Origin of the sequence: Paenibacillus sp. P3E (genome assembly GCF_001909045.1) — a bacterium.
GTDB classification, from domain to species: Bacteria; Bacillota; Bacilli; order Paenibacillales; family Paenibacillaceae; genus Paenibacillus_AQ; species Paenibacillus_AQ helianthi.
On sequence record NZ_LVWH01000172.1, the window covers coordinates 1 to 24,441 of the forward strand.

Sequence of the window (24,441 nt, forward strand, 5' to 3'; positions counted from 1 at the left end):
TGAAGACGACGAGGTAGATAGGTTGGAGGTGGAAGTGCAGCAATGCATGGAGCTGACCAATACTAATCGGTCGAGGGCTTATCCAAATGATAAAACGCAGATTCGTTTCGGATTCAGTTTTCAGGAATGAAGGTTCCTGAAGCATTTACGCTGTAAATGCCCGTTTGGTGGCGATAGCGGAGGGGTTCCACGCGTACCCATCCCGAACACGACCGTTAAGCCCTCCAGCGCCGATGGTACTTGGACCGAAGGGTCCTGGGAGAGTAGGACGCCGCCAAGCACATGAAGCCATTGTTGAGTCATCGACAATGGCTTCTTTGTTGTTTTATCCATATAAGATGTTGTGGTTTAAGTACAAAAAAATAAATAAAACGCTTTCAATTGAGTGACATTTTTGTTACCGACGAACTTTCTGTTCCAAGTATAATAGAAAAGTGCAAATATTAAGCACTTCCTTAATACGAATGGACTACTGATAAATCCTAGCATTTAATTTTCTTATGTCTTTAGATGCATGGCAGTGGTAAGGAGGATTTAGGTATGAAGCGAACCCGACCATTATGGATAGTATTCATTCTTTGTATAGTTGGTGTAATGCTGGTTGGTTGTGGAACAAAAGAGCCGGCCTGGGACACCTTTGAAGGGGCTCTTAACGAAAAGGGTTTTCCTGTTCCTAAGGAAGCTAATTCTACGGACCGGACAACTAGTAATGTAGCTATGGATTATGTCCGGTATTCTATGCCTGATCTTAAGGAGAAGGAAGGTGTACCGGAACCTTACCGAAAGGCCATAGAAGCTTGGGGATGGGAAGAGCAAAAGGAAGAGGATTCGACAAATTCCCGGGTTTATCAGAAGGATGGAGTGATTGTACACTTAACCGTGCATAATGGTTATTTCATTGTCATGATTCCGAAGGAGAAGAAGGCCTCAATTAAAGGACTAAAGACAAAGTAAATAACCGCCATCCTGCTATGGATGGCGGTTATTTTTGCTGAGAATGTAGTGGCCTTTGCCGTATGTATATATAAATGTTATTTCTATTGCGAATAATAGGAGGCATCGGCTGGGGTAAACTTCAACATACCGTCTTTTTGTTCGCGGTGTAAGCGGAATAGTATATACAACCGGGGTAAGAGTACCCATAGATGAAATACTGCCAAAGACACAGTGAAGGCTAAAGGCGCCCAGACGATAAAGAGTGCGGTGATGGAAAGGCCGATCCAGAAGTTATGAAGTTGTACTTTGCGAAAAATACCGTAGTTGATGTATTGGTCGGGCATATATCCGGGCCATGGCAGGCGGAGTGACATTTTCCACCGCTTAGCAATGGGATGTCCAGAAATTAGCAGAACAGAACGTGAGATTACATACTGAATCCACAGAACGACGGGTGCGGCTATGATCATAAACAGGATGCTCCACCAAGAGAGGAAAATGGTCTCAAATACCACACAGATTATGGGGAGCGCCATATAGACACGCAGCCAAGCGGCAGAAGTATTGATTTTTTTGATTAGTTTGTACTGGTAGAATGTAGCCGAGCCTTTGTTGTTTGCTTCCATAAGAAAGCGCTGACCTCCTCACAAGTCCTTATGATACTAATATCGGCGGGTGAAGACGTTTTATTAAACTCACTTAGGCATAATCACCGTTTGGGCGGCTGATGAATACATATATTTTAAGCCAATGCAGGATAGGAAAAATCTATGAAAAGGTTTAAAATGATAGAAAGTGTATCATACTGTTCTTAAAAGAGTCAAGGTGGGATGGTAATGGAACAGCAAACCGAGCAAGCCTGCATCATCTGCGGGCAGATGAAAGAAGAAGGAATCGTGATTGTCTCGCATTTCATTTGCGAGGATTGTGAGGCTGAGATGGTACGTACCGAGGCTGAAGACGCCAAATACCGCTTTTTCGTAGGACGGATGAAGAAGATCGATCTGCAAAAGAATGCGTGAACAAAGTATGTGGTAGGCTTGGATGAATAGTAGAGAATTAGATAATAGACCGAATTAATACCTGCACCATTAAGAATTACCAATCTAACGGCTTCACCTGATCTTTTGGCGGGAGGAGCTGTTTTGTTATGTGATTAAGCTTTTTGGTCGAAATATAGGCGTATGGGCATATTTGCGTTAAAATAGAAGGTAACCCCCAGGGAAGGAAGAAAAGATGGACAGACTAGAGCCTGGCAGGGCACCTGTATATGAAATGCTGGAACAATATAGAGTAAAGGGTAATATCTCTTATCATGTACCTGGACATAAGAACGGAGATGCCTATCGAGGGCAAGAAAGTGCCGGTTTCTTAAGAGAGGTGATGAGGTACGATGTAACTGAGATTACCGGAACCGATGATCTTCATCATCCCGAAGGAGTAATTCAGGAAGCGCAGGAACTGGCGGCAGATTGTTTTGGGGCCGAGGAGAGCTTTTTTCTGGTTGGGGGCAGTACTGCCGGTAATTTGGCGTTGATCCTTACGGTGTGCCCTGAGCCTGGAATGACACTTATCCTTCAGCGGAATGTTCACAAGTCGGTTATCCATGGTTTGATGCTGGCTGGGGTTCGTGCTGTTTTTGTGGAGCCACAGATGGATTGGCACAGCGGCCTTATGGTTGCTCCTGCGGTTCAGTCGATTCAGAATGCCCTTGCAGCCTACCCTGAGGCCGCTGCCGTCCTGGTTACCATGCCAAATTACTATGGCATGGGCAGTGATCTTGCGCCCCTCGCACAGGCCTGCCACGACAGCGGTGTTCCGCTGTTGGTGGATGAGGCACACGGGGCGCATTACGGACAGCACCCTGCGCTGCCAGCGGGGGCGCTGGTGTGTGGCGCGGACGGTGTGGTGCAGTCCACGCACAAGATGCTGTCGGCGCTGACCATGGGCGCCATGCTGCATGTGCAAGGGCCATGGCTCGACCGCGCGCTGCTGCGGCAGCGGCTCGCCATGGTTCAGAGCTCCAGCCCATCATACCCCGTGATGGCTTCGCTCGATCTGGCCCGCCGGCTGGTGCATAGCCAGCGGGCCGGGGCCTTCACGGCGGGACTCGCCGCCGTGGATGTACTGCGGCGCGGCCTGGCTTCGCTGCCGCGCTACGGGCTGCTGCAGCCGGCAGAGCCGCTGCAGCCCGGCTGCGGCGCCGCGGGTACTGGCGCCGCAGCTGATATGCCGCCGCAGAGCGTGGCGGCATACAGCACCCAGGACCCCTTCAAGGCGGTCATATATGACGCCGCCGGGGTCCTGGGGGGCTTCGAGCTGCAGCGCAGGCTCGAAGAGAAGGGTATCGTGCCGGAGATGAGTGACGACCGGCACGTGGTGCTTGCCTTCAGCCTTGGCTCGAAGGCGGAGGATACAGGGCTGCTGCTGGCTGCGTTGCGGGAGATAGCCGAGGAGACAGCAGATGTGACGGTAAACCTGCATGAAGATACAACTAGGCAGGGATTTTCAACGGAATGCCTGCCTGCCCAGTCAGCAGCTGGGGTGGTTCCTGATTCCGCAAAAAATTCCACGTGGAACAATTTTACGAATGATATAATTTCCAGCCCTGTGTTATTTTCGATGAAACCAGTGAATCCATTGGAAACCGAAAGTATAGGGCTTGAATATAGTACGGGTAGAATGTCAGCGGAAATGGTGATACCCTATCCCCCTGGGATTCCACTTCTATATCCAGGAGAAGAGATAAGCGAAGATATCTGCAACCGGTTAATCGGCCTCAGCCAGGGGGGAGCCAAATTCCAGGCCTGTGCGGATCCGGCTTTACAACAAATTCTGGTTTACAACATTAAGAAGGGCGGAGACGCATAAGTGGTACAAGAAGGTTTCTTTATTACTCTGGAGGGAGGCGATGGCTCTGGAAAAACAACAGTTCTCGGCAGAGTAGCGGCCTATCTGCAGAATCATTCCATGCCTTACCTGATTACCCGCGAACCCGGCGGCATTGAAATTGCTGAGAAAATCCGTTCCATAATTCTCGATCCGGCGCATACTGCGATGGATGCACGTACGGAAGCGCTGCTATATGCAGCATCCCGAAGCCAGCATTTGGCGGAAGTGGTCGAGCCGGCGCTTAAAGAAGGACTTACCGTGCTATGTGACCGTTTTGTTGACAGCAGTCTGGTTTATCAGGGCTATGCCAGAGGATTGGGTATCGAAGAGGTAAGGAAAATTAATCAATTTGCGACCAGCGGACGTACCCCGGATCTCACGTTTTATCTTGATGTGGACCCGGAAGTAGGGTTGTCACGGATTGCTGCCAATGAGGAACGGGAAGTGAACCGTCTCGACTTGGAGAGTTTGGCTTTTCATCAAAGGGTTAGGGATGGATATTGCCAAGTCATAAAGTCTGATCCTGAGCGGATCGTGGTGCTTGATGCCAACCGTCCCATTCACATGGTGGAGCAAGATATTGTCCGTATACTGAAAGAACGAATATTAAAGGATTTTTAGGACGTTTTGTCTAATTAAAGGAAGTGTACCAAACTAAGCGTATGCTATCGAAGCTGGTATTCGTACGAAGTTAATGTATGAAGCCAAGCTCACAAAACTTTTAGGAGGGATAGCGAAGATGAATCTGATCATTGCAATTATCCAGGATAAAGACAGCAACCGGTTGTCGAGTGAACTAGTCAAAGCAAACTTTCGTGCAACGAAGCTGGCCAGTACAGGCGGATTTCTACGGGCAGGCAACACTACATTTATGATTGGCGTTGACGACTCTCAGGTGGAAGCTGTATTAACTGTTATTCGTAACAGTTGCAAGGTACGTGAACAGCTTGTCACCCCAGTGACTCCAATGAGCGGTACGACAGATTCCTATTTACCGCTTCCCGTAGAGGTTCAAGTTGGCGGGGCTACTGTATTTGTACTTCCTGTCGATCGTTTTGAGCATTATTGAGCATAGTATAGATAAATTCTCCGTAAAGGGGCGGTGGAACCTTTGAAAATCAATCCCGGCTACAGGCCCTTAAAAAGTGAGCTGCCGACAGCTGGAGCGGGGAGGCCCGTTCAGCAGAAAACCTTTACCGATATATTTCAGCAGCAAGGTGAACAAAAAACAATAGATGAGCTGAACCAAAAGATCAAGGATATTCAGCAGCAGGGAGACCGGCTTGCCAAATCCATGACGGTTCGGGAACTTGCCATATACCGGAATATGATCAAAAAGTTTCTGGAAGAAACCGCCCGAAGGGGCGTTATTCTAAAGGAAACCAAGGGCTGGGACCGCCGAGGGCGGGGGAAACGTTATAAACTGCTCGAGGAAATAGATGCCGCTCTGTTAAATATGGCTGATGAACTGCTGGAGAGTGAGCAGGGCCGTATAGATTTGCTGGGGCGTGTCGGAGAAATTCGAGGTTTGCTGATCAACCTTTCTTTTTAAAAGACTTGGAGGAATGTATGTCTTTTCATGATATATTAGGCCAGGAGGATGCCAAACGCCTGCTTCAAAATGCATTACGCAAGGATGCAGTAAGCCATGCCTATTTGTTCACAGGATCACCCGGAAGTGGTCAAATGAAGACGGCGTTGATGTTCGCCCAAGCTATATTTTGTACCACCAGTAAAGATGATGCGTGCGGAGAATGTCTGGAATGCCGTAAGGTAGAACATGGCAACCATCCGGATTTATCTCTGCTTAAGCCTGATGGAGCAAGCATCAAAATTGATCAGATCCGCGAGCTGCAGCGCATGTTCTCATACCGCTCAGAGGGTGTTAACCCTAAGGTGTATATTATAGAAGGAGCGGACAAAATGACGGTTCAGGCCGCAAACAGTCTGCTTAAGTTTTTAGAGGAGCCCCCGGCACCTGCGGTGGGCATTCTGATTTCCGACAACAGCAGTTCCCTGCTGCCGACAATCCAGTCAAGAACGCAGCGCATTCCATTTAGCCCTCTGCATCCGGATATTATGCTTCAGGCGCTGTCCAGTGAAGGGGTTCCGGTGCCACTGGCACGATGTGCGGTATCACTCACTTCGGGACTTGATGGTTGCAGGGAACTTTTGGCACAGAATTGGTTTGCAGAAATGAGAAATCTAGTGTTACAATTAGCGAAGGAGTCTTTGGGCAAGGGCAGCTCCGCGGTAGCAACCGCCGGGCAGAAGCTGTTCAAGACCGGACTCAGTGAACATTTGGATATCCTGTTCAGCATGTTCCACTTATGGTTCAAAGATATGCTTTACTTCCTGTACCGAAAGCACGAAAGTATCGTTTTCATAGATCAGTTAGACTTTATTTCCAGACATGCCCGTCAGCGGAGTACGGAACAATGGGTAGCCTATATGGAATTTGCTGCAGAGAGCAAGCGTAAGCTGCGATCCAATGCCAATGCTCAGTTGTGTCTGGAACAGTTCCTAATCCGATTGGAAAGTTAATGGGTTAGTTTTGATATATCCTCCGGATCAACGCTTCAGCCTGGAAGTATGGGTTTAACGGATGAGGAAGGACAAGCATGGATCACCAGGGAGCGGACTTGCTTAAGGGTTCCTTTTACCGGCAAACAAGGGGGTTAATTTTTGTACAGCGTAGTAGGTGTCCGCTTTAAAAAAGCGGGTAAAATATATTACTTTGATCCGCTCGATTTTCCGATTGAACGGGATCAATGTGTGATTGTGGAGACAGCAAGAGGTGTCGAGTACGGTAAAGTTGTCGTTGGAAAAAAAGAGGTGCAGGAAGCGGATGTGGTGTTGCCTCTCAAAAAAGTCATGCGGATTGCCGGAGAAACGGACGCACGCGTGGTGGAAGAGAATAAAGGTGCTGCAAAGGATGCTTTTACCACCTGTTTAAATAAAATCCGCGATCATGGCCTCAAAATGAAGCTTGTGGATGTGGAATTTACGTTTGACCGCAATAAGATTATTTTTTATTTTACTGCTGAAGGCCGGGTCGATTTTCGTGAGTTGGTCAAGGATCTGGCAAGCATCTTCCGTACCCGCATTGAGCTGCGGCAGATCGGGGTGCGTGATGAGGCTAAGATGCTCGGTGGGTTAGGGCCTTGTGGTCGGGTACTTTGCTGCTCCTCCTGGCTTGGAGATTTTGAGCCTGTATCCATAAAGATGGCTAAGGACCAGAATCTCTCACTAAACCCAACAAAGATCTCGGGTCTTTGTGGAAGACTCATGTGTTGCTTGAAATTTGAGCATGATAATTACGAAAGCACGAAGGAAGAAATGCCAGCGGTAGGCAAGCTAGTCGTAACCTCACTGGGTGACGGTAAGGTGGTTGGTATTAATGCCGGAAGCCGTACAGTTCATGTACAGTTGTTCGAAGTGGGCAAAGTTAAAGAACTTCCAATGGATGATGTTGTCGTCAAGTAAACCATATAAGGTTACTTTCGGGGTGGAAACTTGGAGAAGATAAATATATTTGCACACATGCAGGAGATGGAAGCGCAGATGGAAAACATGCGCGCAAGTCTCGGAGATTGGAAGCAGACGGTTAAGGAATTAATGGAAGCCAATCAAAGGCTAAGTCTGGAGAATGAACAGCTTCGTAAAATATTGAAGCGGGAGGCGCCTTTGGACCCTGCTGCCCATTCTGCTGAAGCAGAGGCTCTTTTGGCCGCAAGTGAGGGAGCAGAGGAGGTTGTCGGGGAAGGCTATGACAATCTGGCACGGCTCTATCATGAAGGTTTTCATATCTGCAATGTCTATTTTGGGCATTTACGTACAGAGGGTGACTGCCTGTTCTGTCTTTCGTTTCTTAATAAATGAGCAAATCCAGCCGTAGGAGATTTACGCCTACGGTTTTTTTTGAATTTAGCAGAGTGTATGCTTCCGAAGCAAATTTTGTTTCGAAGACAATTCATGAAGTATATACTTAAGCAAAACTTTTAGGAGAACACTATGACGAATTCTTTTAACGATGTGCCGGTTCCTTTGTATGGCGCAGAGCGGGTAGATGATTTACTGACACATGATTTAAAGATTATTCAGAGCGATGAGGTGTTCAGCTTTTCAATGGATGCAGTCTTGCTTGCAAGATTCGCCAGTGTACCGCCGCGTGGCAAGGTACTGGATCTGTGTACAGGCAATGGCGTGATCCCGATGCTTCTTACGACACGTACCAAGGCCACTATAGAAGGTATTGAGATTCAGCCGCGTCTGGCAGATATGGCTCGTCGAAGCGTAGCGATGAACGGGCTGGAGGATCGGGTAATTATACATGAGGGGGATTTACGTGAGCTGCACCATACGGCAGGATACGGCGTGTATGATGCGATAACCGTTAACCCGCCCTATATGCCGCTGAACGGGAGTGACCTTAAACTGAATACCCATCAGGCTATGGCCCGCCACGAGCTGGGCTGCACTCTTGAGGAGGTCGTTCAGGCCTGTGTACGGCTTGTCCGCACCGGTGGAAAGGTAAGCATGGTTCATAAGCCACAGCGTCTGGTGGATATCATCAGTCTGATGAGACAATACCGGCTGGAACCAAAGCTGATCCGTTTTGTTCATCCGCGTGCCCATCTGGAGGCTAATATGGTATTAATCGAGGCGGCGCGGGATGGTAAGCCTGAGGTACGTTTACAACCCCCATTGATCGTATATAATGAGGACAATCAATATTGTCCGGAAATTCTGGATATCTACTACGGAGCTAAAGAGGGTAAATCATGACGATCTCGTGTCAAAGCAGCTTTCAAAACAGGAATATAGATCAGCAAAAAGGAACGGGCTCCCTGTATCTGGTAGCGACTCCCATTGGCAACTTGGAGGATATGACGTATCGTGCTGTGCGTACGCTGCAGGAATGCGATATTATCGCCGCCGAGGATACGAGACAGACCCGCAAATTACTAAGCCACTTCGAAATCACACCTTCGATGCTGTTCAGTTATCATGAGCATAATAAGGCGGCCAGTGGACCAGAGCTTATCCGCTATATAATAGAAGGTAAAAATCTGGCACTGGTCAGCGACGCCGGTCTGCCGGCCATTTCCGACCCTGGAGCCGATCTCGTAGCGCTTGCGGTCAGCCACGGGATTCCCGTGATTCCGATCCCCGGAGCAAATGCGGCGCTGTCTGCTTTGATTGCTTCAGGCTTGCCTACTAACAGCTTCACCTTCATCGGATTCCTGCCAAGGGAGCGTAAGGATATTCGCAACGTGCTGTCAGCACTCCGTTCAGCGCAAGGCACCTTGTTGTTCTATGAATCACCGCACCGTGTAGCAAAAACATTGACTCACCTGCAGGAGGCCTTCGGTAACCGCCAGGTTGTACTCGCCCGTGAATTGACAAAAAGATATGAGGAGTTCCTGCGCGGAACTATTGAAGAATGTGTGGTTTGGTTGTCAGATCATCCACCACTGGGTGAGTACGTAATTGTGCTGGAGGGGGAGAGCAAAGAGGAGGCCAAGCTCGCCGAATCTTCCTGGTGGCGTGAACTCAGTATTGAGGAGCATGTAACCCACTATGAAACTTCCGGTCTGACACGTAAGGACGCTATGAAAAAAGCAGCATCAGATCGTGGGTTGGCCAAGCGGGATATTTATAATGCTCTACTGGAAAGAGAGTAAGGAAATATTGATGAGGAATTCAGTTGTAAATGTAGTTTCAACATTTATATATATGGTAACGGGGTAATTTGGAGTATATATATGGGTATAGTGTAGCCAAGCAATTCCCGCAGGGAGAGCGGCTTGCAGCACCGCACGTTACCCGGGAGCGCCTTGCGCAGCCGCTATAGGAGGTAATAGCCTATGGCGAAACCCTTCGCATGACAAGGCCCCGAGGGCTTGCCCGAAAGAGGGCCGGTCTACCATCAACCGATACTCTTTTACGCGCAGCCACACGATCAGACAACTTTAAGGGTGTCCAGAGGGCCGGGGCCCTTGGGGCCCTCTCTGTAGGGAGTGTTTGGGAGGGTAAACCTTAGGAAGGGAAAAGAGCAAAAAAATACCTCCCGCATAACGGGAGGCCAAGGAGATATAAAAAGGTTAGAATTAACAATTTGATTAGTTCTTATTATAACCTATTTGTTTTAATTTGTCACAGGGGTAGGGATGGCAGAAATGCATTCGTGACAAACAATTTTTCCTTTGAAATAGGTTACGTTTTCAGCATTGCCACAGAATATGCAAGCAGGCTCATATTTCTTAAGCATGATCCGCTCACCGTCCACGTAAATTTCGAGCGCATCCTTTTCTCCGATGCCCAGTGTACGGCGCAATTCAATTGGAATAACAACCCGTCCTAGCTCATCTACTTTTCTAACTATACCTGTTGATTTCATCATTGCAATCGTTGCTCCTCTCAATGTTCAAAAGCGTCATTATTCGACAATGTTCACCGTTTTATGATATTTATAATACCAACCATTCCCAAAACAGTCAACCTTTTTTACGGGTGATTTCAAGGGTATTTTGATAAAAACTTTTGTGACGCTTATAAATAACGCAAATCGTATGAAAATTGCTAAAAATTAGTTTGTCGATTTGTAAATCTATAAAACGTCACAGTTCGACAAAGTGCGACATTATCTACTATTATAACCTTTGTTTCAACTGATTTCTATTATTATTATTCAAAGGAGTTGAACTTATGAAGCAACCGCTGACAGAAGAGAAGGTTTTTAAAGACCCGGTACACAACTATATTCATGTTCAGGATACGATCATCTGGCGATTGATTAATACCAGCGAATTTCAGCGTTTGCGTCGCATTCGCCAGCTTGGTACCTCTTATCTAACCTTCCACGGAGCAGAGCATAGCCGTTTTTCCCACTCCCTGGGCGTTTATGAAATTACACGGCGAATCATCTCCCAGTTTGAACGAAGCGGGTACAAGGATTGGATGCCGGAGGAGAGTCTGCTCACATTATGTGCAGCGCTCTTACATGATTTGGGACATGGGCCGTTCTCCCATTCAATAGAAGAAGCTTTTGAAATGAACCACGAGGATTGGACCTGCAGAATAATACAGGAGAATACGGAAATCACTGCTATACTGCGGGATGTGAGTGAGGATTTCCCGCGCAAGGTTGCCTCTGTAATTGCCAAAACATATGAGCATGAAATCGTGGTCAACCTGGTGTCCGGTCCTCTGGATGCGGATCGCATGGATTATTTGCTGCGGGATGCTTACTACACCGGAGTCAACTATGGAACCATCGATATTGACCGTATTTTAAGAATGCTGCGTCCTTATAATGGGAGGGTTGTCGTAAAGGAATCAGGCATGCATGCCATTGAGGATTATCTGATGTCACGGTACCAGATGTATTGGCAGGTATACTTTCATCCGGTTACGCGCAGTTCGGAGATTATTTTGCGCCAGATTTTCCGCAGGGCGAAAGAGCTTCTCCAGGAGGGCTACTCCTTCCGCTTTATGATCAATCCACTCCGTGATTTATTTTGTGGTGAGATTAATGTAGAACAGTATTTACTGCTGGATGAAGCCTTGGTCCAGACTGCCTTTATGCAGTGGACGCTGGAATCCGATGAAACGTTAGCTGACTTGTGCAGCCGATTTATTCATCGTAAACTGTATAAATATGTGGAGATGGACCATCTCGATTCGGAGACGATTGACGAAATCCGCCGCAGTTTTGCCGGTGCCGGGCTGCTTCCTGATTACGACCTGGAAATTGATTATCCGACAGATCTCCCCTATGATGTTTTCCGTCCGGGGCAGGGCTTTGACAGCAAACAAATTTTGCTACTGGACCGGCATGACAAATTGCGGGAGATCTCTGAAGTATCGGATATAGTCCGCTCAATCAGCGGCATTCACCGCGGACGGTATCACCTTTATTTTCCGCAGGACAAGCTGCAAAATGTGCTTACACAGCTGCCGGACTCTATCGCTGAGATCTTTGCAAAATAATACAAAAATTTCTGGAATTCATCATAGAAAACAAGACCGAAAGGACGATACAGCATGCGCTTATTCGACACACATACTCATCTGGATGCACCGCAATTCGACGAGGACCGTGAGCAGGTTATTGCCCGCGCGTTAGAGGCTGGTGTCAGCAAGATGATTAACATCGGATTTAACCGGGAAACGATTCCAACGACAATGAAATTGGCAGAATCGTATGATTATATTTATGCAGCAGTTGGCTGGCACCCCGTTGACGCCATTGACATGAAAGAGGAGGATATGGACTGGATCGCCTCTCTGTGCAGCCATAAAAAGGTGGTGGCTATCGGAGAAATTGGACTTGATTACTACTGGGATACCTCACCCAAAGAGGTACAGCATGAGGTATTCCGCAAACAGATTGGTATGGCACGGGAACTAAAAATGCCTATCTGTATTCATAATCGTGATGCCCATGGGGATGTGGTACGAATTTTGCGGGAGGAGAAGGCAAATGAAATTGGCGGTGTCATGCACTCGTTTTCTGGGAGTTGGGAAACGGCCAAAATGTGTCTTGATCTAGGCTTTCATTTATCCTTCGGTGGTCCTGTGACTTTCAAGAATGCCAGGGTGCCTAAAGAGGTGCTTGCTCAGACTCCAATGGACCGGCTTTTGATTGAAACCGACTCCCCATATCTGACGCCTCACCCCTTCCGCGGGAAGCGAAATGAGAGTGCTCATGTGAAGCTTGTCGCCGAGGCGGCAGCGGAAATAAAAGGGATTGATTTACAGGAATTGGCTGAAATTACGTATGCGAACGCGCTGGAACGATTTGGAATTGTCTGAAAACGGGAGAAAAACAGGTGAAAAAAGAAGTATAGCCGATATATTAAACTTTTTTAATAAAGAAACGGCTGATTATTACAATATTTTAATGATTTTTTTACGTAAACGTGGTTGAATCGCGCTTTACAACATGCATCAAAACAGGATATCATCTTTTCAGTGAAGTGAGCTGTTGTTACTGTGACAGTCACAATTTCATGGATCGTCTCGCTGAGTCTCCGTATGGAGAACGGGGGAACCAATAATGATCTGCCGCATGTCCGTACATAGAGTACAACATAGAAATGCCGCAGACTTTATTTGATTTCTTCACGTGGTCTTTGGGGTGAATTTGAGGGCAACCGCCGTGAGCGGGTGACCTGAGATAGGGCGTCTCTCTTATGCCCGAACCCGACAGCTAACCCCGTAAGCGCAAGTAAGAGAGGAAACCTCGTGCATAAACATTCCCGCGTATTCTGACACCCGGAGAGCCACGAAAGAGTCCTCTGTGAACTCTTTTGGGCTTTTTTTGTTTTTTGAATAATGCGGATGTTCCCAGCATACTGTTATATAACAGATGTCTGGAGTAGCTATGCCGAGCAGGCGATCCATGAGCAGGAAACGCTAAAGCAATGCGGGCGTATCCTGTGCAATCTCAAACCTAGTTTCGTCAGAAGTGATAAAGTCACCTTTGCTATACAACTTGGACGACGGGGCTATGTAAGGAGGATGGAGAGAATGGGCGTATTCCAACCAGAAGTATCCCATGATTCGCAATCATCCAGCAGGTCTTTCGCATTACGGTGGAAGCAAGTGAATCCTCGCGTACTTTCGCTTGCAGGCGCGGCATCAATTGTTATCGCGCTGGTAATTCTGCTGTACGTACACGGTCAAAGCATTAAAGAAATAACTTTAGTAATAGACGGAAAGGTACAAACGCTGGAGACGCGGGATGCGCTGCTCAGCGATGTGCTGGCAAAGGAACAAATTTCGCTTCAGCCGCATGATGCTTTATCCATTGGCCTTAGTGATGAAATAAAAGACGGCGACCGCGTCGTAATCAACCGTGCGCAGGCCCTTAAGCTTACTGCGGATGGAACAACCCAAACGCTGTACACGACCGAGGATACCATCGGTCAGGCGATTGACAAACTGGGCGTCAGCCTGGAAAGCTACGATAAGATTTATCCTTCGCTCAACACTGCAGTTTCTGCCGACATGGAAATCAAAATTGTCCGAATCAACAAGCAAGTGGTACAGCGGACAACGAATTTGCCTTTCCGAGTAATTAAGACCGCAGACCCCTCCCTGACCAAGGGAACTGTAAGAGTTGCACAAGCAGGCAAACCCGGCGTAATGGTCCAGCATATTGAGAAAATCTATCAAGATGGCGAGCTGGCATCTATGCGTATGGTGGGCAAGGAAGTACAGGCGGTTACCAAAGACAAGATCATTGCTATTGGTACCAAAGCACTTCCCAAGGCTGCTGTAGCTACTACTGCAACTTCCAATTCAACCACTACCACTAAATCATCTAAAGTCAGAGCGAACAGCAACAATGTTGCCAGCAAGGCAGGTATGGATTTCGAGTACAAAAAAGTAATTAAAAATGTATCCATGACAGCTTATTCATCTGAAGAGCCTGGTATTGGAACCCGTACGGCTTCCGGCACACGCGTAACGGAAGGTAGGACCATCGCTGTAGATCCAGACGTAATACCTATTGGCTGGTGGGTGTATATTGAGGGACTTGGGTTTCGCCGTGCAGAGGATACCGGCGGTGCCATTAAAGGCAACAAGGTAGATGTCTATTATGATTCACTGAGCCATGCCCGTAACTTCGGCCGTAAATCGCGTACGATTTATGTGATTGGACCTGTGAAGCCAGAGCTGAATTAAGCAGCAGATTTTTGCAAATTAGCGTTTTATAAGATATAGTGAGGGTAGCACTTAAGACTGTTACGGAATTACAGAGCTGCCGCTCATCACTTATACATTCTTTAGCCAATAAGAAGGGGAGCGAATCCTCTTCTTTTTGCGTTGCAGAGTAAGGAGTTTTGTAAAATGATCAAGGAATTAATCGTTGTGGAAGGTAAAAGCGATACAGTTGCGGTTAAGCGTGCTGTAGATGCGGATACCATTGAAACAGGCGGTTCAGCAGTTGACCGCAAAGTGATCGCCAGGATTGCGCTGGCCATGGAGCGCAGAGGGGTCATTATTCTAACTGATCCTGATCACGCCGGGGAACGGATCCGGAAGATTGTGTCTTCCAAGGTGCCAGGCTGCAAGCATGCGTTCATTCCTGAAAAAGATGCTACCCGCAAAGGTGACATCGGAGTTGAAAATGCTTCTCCGGAGGCTATTCGTCACGCGCTTGAGCATGTTCATACTTCCTTTGAAGGCGCCCCGGCCCTGATTGGGTTGGAGGATCTGATGGCTGCAGGGATGATGGTGCATCCCCGGGCAGCGGAGCGGAGAATGGAGTTGGGCAATTTGCTGGGGATCGGCTACTGTAACGGCAAGCAGCTATACAAGCGTCTGGCGATGTTTGGAATATCACGAGAGGAATTTGTAAATGCTCTCGCGCAAATTGATCAGGGAGGCATTACCTCATGAGTGGCAACAATCATATCTCATCCCCGGTACGCACTAAGGAAATTATCCAGCGTTACGGGTTCTCGTTTAAGAAAAGCTTGGGCCAGAACTTTCTGATTGACCAGAATATACTGGACAAGATTGTAGATGCTGCAGGCCTGGATCAGGCAGCAGGTGCACTAGAGATTGGACCAGGCATTGGCGCTTTGACCGAGAGGCTGGCGATGTCCGCTGGAGTGGTGACAGCCGTAGAGATTGACCGGCGGCTGATCCCGATACTTCGGGATGTTCTTGCCTCTTACCCGCATGTCAAAATCCGGAACGATGATGTGTTGAAAGTGAATTTGCAGGAATTATTCGCTGAGGATTTTGCGGCTGTGGAAAGAGTTAGTGTAGTTGCCAATTTGCCGTACTATGTAACCACTCCAATTCTCATGAAGCTGCTTGAAGAAAAACTGCCGCTTGATAATATCGTGGTGATGATTCAAAAGGAGGTTGCCGAACGTATGGCAGCTTCACCTGGCGGGAAGGAATATGGCAGCCTTAGCATCGCTGTTCAGTATTATAGTGAACCCGAACTGGTCTGCATAGTGCCGCGTACGGTATTCATTCCTCAACCGAACGTGGAATCCGCCGTGATCCGTCTCAAGGTGAGAGAGCGTCCCCCGGTAGAGGTTGCAGACGAGAAGCATTTCTTTGAGGTTGTACAAGCTTCCTTCACCCAGCGGCGCAAAACCATTGCCAATAATCTCAAAGCCCGGTTCTTTCCTGAAGAGGGGCGTGAACGTCTGGAGTCTCTGCTGGCTGAGGCTGGAATCGAGCCAAGCCGCCGCGGAGAAACACTCAGCCTGGAGGAGTATGCCCGGCTAAGCGCCGTACTGCTTGCTGCTGGAATCGTTTAGGCATGAAAAAACGGCCTGATGCCTTTCTTATGTTTCAAATCACCGCCGATTAAGAACCAACCAGGGTCTTTGCCCATACGATGGGGTAGAGGTGGTGTTTGAAATGAATTTAGGAGACTTGGTCGTTCGCAAATCTTATGGTGGCGATGTAACGTTCCGGGTGGAGAATATCGTGCAGAACGGGGCCGTCATCAAAGGTACCGAATTTCGCCTGCTGGCGGATGCGCCTTTGGAAGACTTGATGCAGGTGCCTCCTACCCGTATTACCGAGCGGGGACAACAGGCGCAGATTAAAGCTACTGAATCCCTGACCCGGCTGCGTAAAGACCGGCAGGAGCAGAGCCAGCGCAGCGGAGAGAGTATCTCCGGAGTATGGCCCCAGTCTCCCAAGGAGCTGGCCTACTTCGAGGTGCCGGGAAAGGTGCTGCACCTGGATGGTGATGCACTGTATTTGAAGAAGAGCCTTAATCTATACGAGCAGCTGCGGATCCCCGCTGAAGGTCATCATATTCATGAATCAAAGATGGCCGAAACGCTGTACCGGCTGTTGCCGCATGTACGTCCGGATATTGTTGTCATTACCGGTCATGACGGAGTACTCAAACAGCAGCATACTTATGATCTCTACAGCCTGAATAGTTACAAAAATTCGCAGAACTTCGTAGCGGCCATTAGGGTTGCGAGGGAATATGAGCGGAATTTTGATACGCTGACTATTGTGGCAGGAGCCTGCCAGTCCCATTTCGAGGCACTGCTAGGTGCGGGGGCCAACTTTGCCAGCTCGCCCGGAAGAATTCTGATTCATGCTTTGGATCCGGTCTATATAGCGGCAAAGGCATCTTTTACTTCCATCCGGGATTCCGTCAGTCTGGGGGATGTGCTGAATAATACCATCAGCGGCAGCCAGGGCATGGGCGGAATCGAGACCCGCGGCAGCTTCCGTATCGGAATGCCGCGCCTGCAGAATCTGTCTACTCTAAAGGTAGCACCATCGGTGATGATGTAGCCGCAGGATACGAGAACAGACATTTCAGAAATCCCCACTTAAGCCCCACTTTTGTGGGGTTTTTTTGTTTACGGTGTTTTTAGCTTATTGAATATTAGACTCTGATATTACGGCTAACAAGGATTTAATGTCAGCGTTGCTCTACGCTAAAAAAATTCCGTTGACAACATTTTTACCATCATCTATAATTATTTATTTGATTTGACAATGAAGGTGGAAAGTTGTATAATGGACAAGGAAAGAGGTGGTCGTCAGGCAATGGCTAATAACGCGCTGTTGGAAATTAAACGCAGTCTCGAAGCTCACGTCGGTCATAAGATCACGTTGCGTGCAAACGGTGGCCGTCGTAAAACCGTTGAACGCACCGGTGTCCTGGAAGAAACGTACCCTTCTGTATTTATTGTCAAACTGGATCAGGAGCAGCAAACCTTCAAGCGAGTCTCCTACAGCTATGCCGATATCCTCACTGAATCTGTGGAAATCACAGTTTGTGAAGATGATGGGCAGATGCGGATTATGTATATTAAAGCTTAACGGTTTATGGGCAGTCTCCCGCAGGGGAGGCTGCTTTTTGTTCTTTTTGGCTGAATGGCCATCCGGTCTTGGCAGCATACTAAAGCAGCAACAATCTCGTCATCCATCATTTTAAGGAGGGATTTCGTTAATGAGCCGCAGAAAACGGGGCATGATGTCAGAGGAATTGAAGACGGAGCTGGCCAAGGAACTGGGTTTTTATGAGACGGTAGAACGTGATGGCTGGGGCGGAATTCGGGCGAAAGATGCCGGGAATATGGTTAAAAGAGCCATTCAGCTGGCTGAGGAGGCCGCACGCAAATCGTATTAGGACTTGCAGGAACAACTCAGCGAGGGGTGCTGCCACGACGGCAGTGCCTTTTCGGTATGTACTGAACTTTTGATAAAATGAAAAAAAAGGACGACAAACCTTTTCTACTGGATGGACTTCGTTACGAGTTTCTCATATAATATGTTAAGTTGTTTTTACGGGAAAAGCTGAGGGTGGGTGAACGCCTTGAAAATGTATGAAAAAGCGCCAGCAAAAATCAATCTGATGCTGGATGTGCTGCATAAACGCGCGGATGGCTTTCATGAAGTTGAAATGATTATGACTATGGTTGATTTGGCGGACCGCTTGGAGCTGTCTGAGCTGAAACGGGATTCTATTATTATCTCAAGCCAGGCCGGATATATTCCGCTGGACGAGAAGAACCTGGCCTTCCAGGCGGCGAGGCTTATTAAAGACCGCTATAACGTGAGGAGCGGTGTGCATATCCATTTGGACAAAAGAATCCCTGTGGCTGCAGGCCTCGCCGGCGGCAGCAGTGACGCCGCGGCAACGCTGCGCGGCTTGAACCGGCTCTGGCGCCTCGGCATTCCAGCGCAGGAGCTGCAGGAACTGGGCGCCGAGCTGGGCTCGGACGTCCCGTTCTGTGTCACAGGCGGCACTGCCCTTGCAACGGGCAGAGGCGAGCGGCTGACTCCCATTCCAAGTCCGCCGCAGTGCTGGGTCGTCCTGGCCAAGCCGCCGATTAATGTATCGACGGCTGAGGTGTACGGACGCGTGCGCGCGAACAACATCGCTGTGCATCCATCCGCTTCCCGGATGCAGGAGGCGATCGCCGCAGGCGATTTCGCAGCCGTCTGCGCGGGGCTCGGTAACGTACTGGAGGATGTCACGCTGAAGCTGCATCCGGAGGTGCAGCAGTTGAAGGACGCTATGGTGAAGCTGGGTGCAGATGGCGTACTTATGTCTGGCAGCGGGCCAACGGTATTTGGCCTGGTGTCAAAACAATCGAAGGTAGCCAGAATTTACAATGGGCTGCGCGGATTTTGCAAGGAAGTATACGCTGTGCGTTCGCTGAACTAAGTAAACGCTGTCTGACGGTGGTCGAATGGATCCCCATGCTTGTGTAAATCCGTACAAAAGTGATATTATTTTTAATAATATTCGGTTTTGGCGAGGAGCATTCCGTGAAAAAACTTAAAAGAAGCCAACGTTTGGTAGACATGACCCAATTTTTGCTTGAAAAACCGCATGTTCTTCTTCCGCTATCAACATTTGCTGACCGGTACGGAGCGGCGAAGTCATCTGTAAGTGAAGATTTGGCTATTATAAAAGAGGTATTTGAAGGAGAAGGCATGGGGGAATTGCAGACACTCGCTGGTGCGGCGGGTGGTGTGCGCTATATTCCGAGGATGCCTACAGACATAGCGCTAGCCTTCGTAGACGGCCTATGCAGCCAGCTTGAACAAAGTGACCGTATACTGCCTGGCGGATATTTGTATATGTCTGATCTGCTTGGGCTTCCGTCTCTGATGGAGCAGGCCGGCAAGATTATCGCCACAGCCTTCTATGGTGTAGAGATTGACGTGGTAATGACAGTAGAGACCAAAGGTATTCCCCTGGCTTATGCCACGGCCGCGCAGCTGGGACTTCCGGTAGTGCTGGTACGCCGCGACCATCAGGTGACGGAGGGCTCTGCAGTAAGCATCAATTATGTCTCGGGATCGCATAAAAGCATACATACGATGTCGCTGTCCAGACGGGCGCTGAGGGAGAAGTCGAGGGTGCTGATTGTGGATGACTTCATGAAGGCGGGTGGAACCGTACGCGGCATGGTCGATCTTCTGGGTGAATTCAATGCTGAGGTTGCCGGTGTAGGTGTGCTGGTTGAATCCGGAGCTGTTGAAACCGAGGAGCGCCTGCTCCATGACTATGTATCCCTGGTGAAGTTAAGTGAAGTGGATTCTAAGGAACGGCGGATCTCTGCACATCCGGGGAATTATTTTTTCGCTTGATTGGCAGAGTAAACCTAATATCTATAAGACTGGCTAAAATGTCGAATCCGTGAGGAAAACACAGAGAACTTCACGAAATGTGTCGAAAACGATGGTATGGCAAAAATAATCTTCTTCATCAGACATTTTATGGAATCCAAAAGAAGGAATTCGCATTGCTGTGTGGAATTATACACCAAGTCTCTGATGGAAAAAGGTGGTGAACACACACATGCAAATTACGGATGTCAGACTCCGCCGCGTTAACTCTGAGGGGAGAATGAAAGCAATCGCATCCATTACAATCGATAACGAGTTTGTTGTTCATGACATTCGCGTCATCGACGGTAATAACGGGATGTTCGTTGCAATGCCCAGCAAGCGTACACCGGATGGGGAATTCCGCGATATCGCACACCCGATTTCTTCGGGAACACGCGAGAAGATTCAATCCGCGGTTCTGGCCGAGTATGATCGCGCCGCTACTGAAGAAGAAGAGGTCATTGAAGAGGGAGCATAAGCCAGTCGCTTACTCTGAAGGACGGCTGCCCTTACTTGGGCGGCTTAAGGCCATGCCGTTTTTTTATTGGGGTTCGAAGAAAAGGGAACCATGCCTTCATGGTTCTCTTTTCTTTTTGCCCGGAATGAGATATATTCAGTAGTGAGCTAAAGAAGTAGGGGGTTGGCATTCTTGAAAAGAATGGCTGTTGTACTTGCTGCAGGTCAAGGCAAGCGCATGAAATCTAAATTATACAAAGTGCTGCACCCCGTCTGCGGCAAACCGATGGTAGGGCATGTACTTGATACAGTAAAAGCGACCGGATGCCAGCGCACCGTTGTAGTTGTCGGACACGGTGCGGAGAAGGTAAAAGCCTATGTAGGCCAGAATGCGGAATATGTTCTTCAGGAAACGCAGCTGGGTACAGGCCATGCCGTGAAGCAGGCTAAAGACCTTCTCGGCGGTGAAACAGGCACAACAGTTGTAATCTGCGGAGATACACCGCTCGTGACAGCGGAAACGCTGGAGGGGCTTATGGCTCTGCATGAGGGCCAGAATGCGGCTGCAACCGTACTTACAGCTGTCATGGAGCAGCCTGCAGGCTATGGAAGGATTATTCGAGGTAAGGATGGCGGCGTACTGAAGATCGTGGAGCAGAAGGATTGCTCTCCGGAGGAAGCTGCTGTAAATGAGATCAACACGGGGACTTATTGTTTTGATAACACGAAGCTGTTTGCAGCTTTGGAGAAGGTTACGAGCAGCAATAACCAGCAGGAATATTATTTAACCGATGTTATCGGCATACTCCGGGCACAGGGGGATATCGTACTGGGATATCAGGCTCATGATGCTGCGGAGTCTATTGGCGTTAATGACCGTTTGGCCTTGTCGGAAGCAGAAGGTCTGATGCGCCAGCGCATCAACCGTCAGCACATGCTGAACGGGGTAACCATTATTGATCCTGCTTCCACCTATATCGCAGCCGATGTGATCATCGGAGCAGATACCACACTCTATCCGGGAACTACCCTGAAAGGGAAGACGGTCATCGGGGAGGACTGCATCATTGGGCCTTCCAGTGAGATTGAGGACTGCGTGGTGATGGATGGTGCTGAAGTGAAGCACTCCGTGCTGAATCAGGCCCAGGTCGGAGCAAGAACCTCTGTTGGGCCTTTTGCCTATTTGCGGCCAGGTGCTGTGCTTGGGGAAGAGGTTAAAATCGGTGATTTTGTGGAAATTAAGAATGCCAGTATTGGGGATGGCTCGAAAGTCTCACATTTAAGCTATATCGGCGATGCGACGGTTGGCAAGAATGTAAATGTGGGCTGCGGTGCAATTACCGTTAACTATGACGGCTACAATAAATCCAGAACCGAGATTGGCGATGATGCCTTTATCGGGAGTAATGTGAACCTTGTAGCTCCGGTTACTGTGGGTAAAGGTGCATTTGTCGTTGCCGGGTCGACCATTACCCGTTCAGTTTCAGAGAATGATCTGGCTATTGCCAGAGTAAGGCAGGAGAACAAGCCAGGGTATGCCGAGAAGATCCGTGCCCGGGCCAAAGCCAAGAAAGGCCAGTCCGAGTCCATCGTAGAGCGCTAGAAGCCAAGGCGCCGGTCGGACCCGCAAATCCGCGCCGGCGCTCACTTGGAAGTTAAATTCCGTCACGGAGGGTTTATATTTTATGACTTATTGCGATTCCAAACTAAAGATTTTTACCTGCAATTCCAATCCTAAGCTGGCCAGTCAAATTGCCGACTACATCGGCATACCCATGGGAGAATCCCACACGACCAGCTTCAGCGACGGAGAGATTCAGGTTAAGCTGTCAGAGAGCGTTCGTGGCTGCCACGTATATATCGTACAGTCCACGTGTGGTCCGGTTAATGATAATCTTATGGAGCTTCTGGTTATGGTCGACGCCCTCAAGCGCGCCTCCGCGAAGAGTATCAATGTGGTTATTCCGTACTATGGCTACGCACGTCAAGACCGTAAAGCCCGTTCCCGCGATCCGATAACGGCCAAGCTGGTAGCGAACCTGATTGAAAAAGCAGGGGCACACCGCGTCATTACCATGGACCTTCACGCGATGCAAATTCAAGGCTTCTTCGATATTCCTGTGGATCATCTCCTGGGTGTTCCCATTCTTGCCCAGTATTTCCGCTCCAAGCAGATTCAGAATCCTGTAGTAGTGTCTCCTGACCATGGCGGTGTTGTGCGGGCAAGAAAGCTTGCTGATTTCCTGAACGCGCCGCTGGCGATTATCGACAAACGCCGTCCAGAGCCAAATGTAAGTGAGGTTATGAACATCATCGGTAATATCGAGGGCAAAACAGCGATTCTGATCGATGACATCATCGACACAGCCGGAACCATTGTACTGGGAGCCAATGCTCTGATGGAAGGCGGCGTGAAGGAAGTATATGCGTGCTGCACCCATCCCGTATTATCAGGTCCTGCACATGAACGTTTGGAAAACTCTCCAATCAAAGAAATTATCGTGACGGATACCATTCCAATTCGCAGCGACAATCCGACCTCGAAGCTAAAGGTTCTGTCCGTGGCTCCACTGATGGGCGAGGCTATTATCCGCGTTCATGAAGAGCTGTCGATCAGTAAATTGTTTGAAATAGAATAGATTGCCCAGGGTATAGAAAAAGGGTTACACCTTTCGCGAGGAAGATGTAACCCTTGTCGGCGTAATGCAGAAGCTGTCTCTAGTATCCCGGACGAGAGACGAAGGTGAACAGGGTACGGTTATAAAGGGTCCCCTGAAGCTCCACAAAACCTTCATCCACAGCTGTCACCATCCCGATGTCAACGTGCACGTTGCCTCTATATACCTCGACAGGCACAGCATGTTGGATGTGGTACTGGAAATGGCGCTGAAGCGTTAAGATATCGCCTTGATGTAGCATGTTTCATCACCTGTCTTTGGAATATACGCCTATTGTACCAAAAACGGAACGCCTCTGCCGAGAGGTGTCTAGAAGGAAAGGATAGCCGCATCATGAAATGGATAGTTGGACTCGGAAATCCCGGACCGCAGTACGCCAAAACGAAGCATAATGTCGGCTTTATGGCTTTGGACGAACTGGCGGCTAAATATGGCATAGTTTTTAATCAGAACAAATGTAAGTCCGTTATTGGTGAAGGTGTGATTGACGGTATCAAAACCGTTCTGATCAAACCAATGACTTTTATGAATCTCTCCGGGGAAGCGGTTCGTGCCTATATGGATTATTACAAAGTACAGCTTGAAGATATGATTGTTGTGTATGATGATCTGGATACGGAAATGGGTAAAGTCCGGCTGCGCTACCAGGGAAGCGCCGGCGGCCATAACGGGATTAAGTCCATCATACAGCATACCGGAACCCAAACCTTCAACCGTGTGCGGATGGGGATATCCCGGCCTGAGCCTGGATTTGCTATTGTCGACTATGTTCTATCTACCTTCCCTAAGAAGGATGGGGATAAGTTGGAAACGATGATTCAGGACACCTGTGCCGCTCTGGAGTTCAGTATGAAGCATACATTTGAGCAGACTATGGCTAAATTTAATGGCTAATTGCCTAGAGGCGATAATTCCCCCTAAGGCTAAAGCTTAATCAGGCGGGGCATACTGAAGGTAATATACTACCTTCAGGAGGCATATAGATGGCAATAAACTATGTATGCAGGCACTGCCGGACATTTCTGGGAAGCATCCAGAGAAGTGATATTACAGAAATGCAGTTGGGCCTACATTCCTTGACCCCTGCGGAGCGCAGAGATATCATAGCGTATGATTCAGAAGGCGAGATTACGGTAAAGGTGACTTGCGACTACTGCAAGGAAGCCTTGGACAATAACCCCGAGCTCAGTCTGCTGGCCAGTCCGCTTCAGTAAGTGGCAGCGGCTGTCTCTATCGTCATCCGCAAGCCTTGGCCTTATGCTAAGGCTTGTTTTCGATTCTAATTATAATAGGTGGCATCTGCCCGTCAGGGCAGTGCCAGCCTGTTTAGTAAGAGAGG

29 protein-coding genes, 2 rRNA genes and 1 riboswitch are annotated in these 24,441 nt (G+C 48.6%); of the genes, 28 read left to right on the forward strand and 3 right to left on the reverse strand.

Going from position 1 to position 24,441, the window contains the following annotated elements; translation table 11 throughout:
• The 3 genes from A3842_RS33895 to A3842_RS17435 all read left to right on the forward strand — a co-directional run.
• Positions 1–86: ribosomal RNA gene (locus tag A3842_RS33895) — 23S ribosomal RNA — on the forward strand; the annotation flags it as partial.
• Between the two features lie 77 nt (positions 87–163).
• A 5S ribosomal RNA gene (rrf, locus tag A3842_RS17430) occupies positions 164–280 on the forward strand.
• A gap of 260 nt (positions 281–540) precedes the next feature.
• Entirely contained in the window at positions 541–954 is a 414-nt protein-coding gene (locus A3842_RS17435; RefSeq protein WP_074086900.1) for a hypothetical protein, read from the forward strand.
• Positions 955–1,037: 83 nt separating this feature from the next.
• Here the strand turns inward: A3842_RS17435 and A3842_RS17440 are convergent, their stop codons facing one another.
• Positions 1,038–1,562, reverse strand: coding sequence for a hypothetical protein (locus A3842_RS17440; RefSeq protein ID WP_074086901.1), 525 nt, complete (start codon positions 1,560–1,562; stop codon positions 1,038–1,040).
• Between the two features lie 210 nt (positions 1,563–1,772).
• On the opposite strand from A3842_RS17440, the gene A3842_RS17445 reads away from it, so the two are divergent.
• From A3842_RS17445 to rsmI, 10 genes are all read left to right on the forward strand, one after another.
• The gene (locus tag A3842_RS17445; RefSeq protein WP_020427902.1) at positions 1,773–1,958 is read left to right on the forward strand and encodes a sigma factor G inhibitor Gin; all 186 of its coding nucleotides are present in this window, start codon (positions 1,773–1,775) and stop codon (positions 1,956–1,958) included.
• Positions 1,959–2,172: 214 nt separating this feature from the next.
• Positions 2,173–3,807: an aminotransferase class I/II-fold pyridoxal phosphate-dependent enzyme gene (locus tag A3842_RS17450; RefSeq protein WP_074102222.1), complete on the forward strand. Its 1,635-nt coding sequence runs from the start codon at positions 2,173–2,175 to the stop codon at positions 3,805–3,807.
• On the forward strand, positions 3,808–4,449 hold the full coding sequence (gene tmk / locus A3842_RS17455) for a dTMP kinase (RefSeq protein ID WP_074102223.1): 642 nt from the start codon (positions 3,808–3,810) through the stop codon (positions 4,447–4,449).
• A gap of 118 nt (positions 4,450–4,567) precedes the next feature.
• On the forward strand, positions 4,568–4,897 hold the full coding sequence (locus A3842_RS17460; RefSeq protein WP_020427905.1) for a cyclic-di-AMP receptor: 330 nt from the start codon (positions 4,568–4,570) through the stop codon (positions 4,895–4,897).
• 42 nt (positions 4,898–4,939) lie between these two features.
• Positions 4,940–5,380 (forward strand): YaaR family protein, encoded by a 441-nt coding sequence (locus tag A3842_RS17465; protein ID WP_074086904.1) that lies wholly within the window; start codon positions 4,940–4,942, stop codon positions 5,378–5,380.
• Positions 5,381–5,397: 17 nt separating this feature from the next.
• Positions 5,398–6,372: a DNA polymerase III subunit delta' gene (holB, locus tag A3842_RS17470; RefSeq protein WP_074086905.1), complete on the forward strand. Its 975-nt coding sequence runs from the start codon at positions 5,398–5,400 to the stop codon at positions 6,370–6,372.
• A gap of 141 nt (positions 6,373–6,513) precedes the next feature.
• Positions 6,514–7,314 (forward strand): PSP1 domain-containing protein, encoded by an 801-nt coding sequence (locus A3842_RS17475; protein WP_074086906.1) that lies wholly within the window; start codon positions 6,514–6,516, stop codon positions 7,312–7,314.
• Positions 7,315–7,344: 30 nt separating this feature from the next.
• Complete coding sequence (locus tag A3842_RS17480; protein WP_074086907.1) at positions 7,345–7,710, forward strand: initiation-control protein YabA; 366 nt, start codon at positions 7,345–7,347, stop codon at positions 7,708–7,710.
• 132 nt (positions 7,711–7,842) lie between these two features.
• Positions 7,843–8,616, forward strand: a complete 774-nt coding sequence (locus tag A3842_RS17485) for a tRNA1(Val) (adenine(37)-N6)-methyltransferase (RefSeq protein WP_074102224.1) — start codon at positions 7,843–7,845, stop codon at positions 8,614–8,616.
• Positions 8,613–9,515, forward strand: a complete 903-nt coding sequence (gene rsmI, locus A3842_RS17490; protein WP_074102225.1) for a 16S rRNA (cytidine(1402)-2'-O)-methyltransferase — start codon at positions 8,613–8,615, stop codon at positions 9,513–9,515. The genes A3842_RS17485 and rsmI overlap by 4 nt, the downstream gene beginning before the upstream one ends.
• Positions 9,516–9,979: 464 nt before the next feature.
• Here the strand turns inward: rsmI and A3842_RS17495 are convergent, their stop codons facing one another.
• Positions 9,980–10,234: an AbrB/MazE/SpoVT family DNA-binding domain-containing protein gene (locus A3842_RS17495; protein WP_019914502.1), complete on the reverse strand. Its 255-nt coding sequence runs from the start codon at positions 10,232–10,234 to the stop codon at positions 9,980–9,982.
• A gap of 305 nt (positions 10,235–10,539) precedes the next feature.
• On the opposite strand from A3842_RS17495, the gene A3842_RS17500 reads away from it, so the two are divergent.
• From A3842_RS17500 to A3842_RS17560, 13 genes are all read left to right on the forward strand, one after another.
• Complete coding sequence (locus A3842_RS17500) at positions 10,540–11,823, forward strand: HD domain-containing protein (RefSeq protein ID WP_074086910.1); 1,284 nt, start codon at positions 10,540–10,542, stop codon at positions 11,821–11,823.
• Between the two features lie 54 nt (positions 11,824–11,877).
• Positions 11,878–12,648, forward strand: a complete 771-nt coding sequence (locus tag A3842_RS17505) for a TatD family hydrolase (protein WP_074102226.1) — start codon at positions 11,878–11,880, stop codon at positions 12,646–12,648.
• A 198-nt stretch (positions 12,649–12,846) separates the two neighbouring features.
• Positions 12,847–13,075: riboswitch (cyclic di-AMP (ydaO/yuaA leader) on the forward strand.
• Between the two features lie 290 nt (positions 13,076–13,365).
• Entirely contained in the window at positions 13,366–14,526 is a 1,161-nt protein-coding gene (locus A3842_RS17510) for a resuscitation-promoting factor (protein ID WP_074102227.1), read from the forward strand.
• A gap of 165 nt (positions 14,527–14,691) precedes the next feature.
• Positions 14,692–15,243, forward strand: a complete 552-nt coding sequence (gene rnmV / locus A3842_RS17515) for a ribonuclease M5 (RefSeq protein ID WP_074086913.1) — start codon at positions 14,692–14,694, stop codon at positions 15,241–15,243.
• Positions 15,240–16,124 (forward strand): 16S rRNA (adenine(1518)-N(6)/adenine(1519)-N(6))-dimethyltransferase RsmA, encoded by an 885-nt coding sequence (gene rsmA / locus A3842_RS17520; RefSeq protein WP_074102228.1) that lies wholly within the window; start codon positions 15,240–15,242, stop codon positions 16,122–16,124. The genes rnmV and rsmA overlap by 4 nt, the downstream gene beginning before the upstream one ends.
• Positions 16,125–16,227: 103 nt before the next feature.
• Positions 16,228–17,130, forward strand: coding sequence for a sporulation peptidase YabG (gene yabG / locus A3842_RS17525; protein ID WP_074102229.1), 903 nt, complete (start codon positions 16,228–16,230; stop codon positions 17,128–17,130).
• A 258-nt stretch (positions 17,131–17,388) separates the two neighbouring features.
• On the forward strand, positions 17,389–17,664 hold the full coding sequence (gene veg / locus A3842_RS17530) for a biofilm formation stimulator Veg (protein ID WP_019914493.1): 276 nt from the start codon (positions 17,389–17,391) through the stop codon (positions 17,662–17,664).
• Between the two features lie 130 nt (positions 17,665–17,794).
• The gene (locus A3842_RS17535) at positions 17,795–17,974 is read left to right on the forward strand and encodes a small, acid-soluble spore protein, alpha/beta type (protein ID WP_074086916.1); all 180 of its coding nucleotides are present in this window, start codon (positions 17,795–17,797) and stop codon (positions 17,972–17,974) included.
• A 186-nt stretch (positions 17,975–18,160) separates the two neighbouring features.
• On the forward strand, positions 18,161–19,015 hold the full coding sequence (ispE, locus tag A3842_RS17540) for a 4-(cytidine 5'-diphospho)-2-C-methyl-D-erythritol kinase (protein ID WP_074086917.1): 855 nt from the start codon (positions 18,161–18,163) through the stop codon (positions 19,013–19,015).
• Positions 19,016–19,119: 104 nt separating this feature from the next.
• A complete protein-coding gene (gene purR, locus A3842_RS17545) occupies positions 19,120–19,947 on the forward strand; it encodes a pur operon repressor (protein ID WP_074086918.1) in 828 nt (275 codons plus the stop codon).
• 211 nt (positions 19,948–20,158) lie between these two features.
• Positions 20,159–20,446, forward strand: coding sequence for a septation regulator SpoVG (gene spoVG, locus A3842_RS17550; protein WP_020425826.1), 288 nt, complete (start codon positions 20,159–20,161; stop codon positions 20,444–20,446).
• Positions 20,447–20,617: 171 nt separating this feature from the next.
• Positions 20,618–22,027: a bifunctional UDP-N-acetylglucosamine diphosphorylase/glucosamine-1-phosphate N-acetyltransferase GlmU gene (gene glmU / locus A3842_RS17555; protein WP_074102230.1), complete on the forward strand. Its 1,410-nt coding sequence runs from the start codon at positions 20,618–20,620 to the stop codon at positions 22,025–22,027.
• A gap of 82 nt (positions 22,028–22,109) precedes the next feature.
• On the forward strand, positions 22,110–23,063 hold the full coding sequence (locus A3842_RS17560) for a ribose-phosphate diphosphokinase (protein ID WP_054944031.1): 954 nt from the start codon (positions 22,110–22,112) through the stop codon (positions 23,061–23,063).
• 79 nt (positions 23,064–23,142) lie between these two features.
• Here the strand turns inward: A3842_RS17560 and A3842_RS17565 are convergent, their stop codons facing one another.
• The gene (locus tag A3842_RS17565) at positions 23,143–23,343 is read right to left on the reverse strand and encodes a hypothetical protein (protein WP_074086920.1); all 201 of its coding nucleotides are present in this window, start codon (positions 23,341–23,343) and stop codon (positions 23,143–23,145) included.
• Between the two features lie 92 nt (positions 23,344–23,435).
• On the opposite strand from A3842_RS17565, the gene pth reads away from it, so the two are divergent.
• Together pth and fin are read left to right on the forward strand one after the other, a co-directional pair.
• Positions 23,436–23,996, forward strand: coding sequence for an aminoacyl-tRNA hydrolase (gene pth / locus A3842_RS17570; protein ID WP_074086921.1), 561 nt, complete (start codon positions 23,436–23,438; stop codon positions 23,994–23,996).
• 89 nt (positions 23,997–24,085) lie between these two features.
• The gene (fin, locus tag A3842_RS17575) at positions 24,086–24,316 is read left to right on the forward strand and encodes an anti-sigma-F factor Fin (RefSeq protein WP_074086922.1); all 231 of its coding nucleotides are present in this window, start codon (positions 24,086–24,088) and stop codon (positions 24,314–24,316) included.
• Positions 24,317–24,441: the final 125 nt, after the last annotated feature.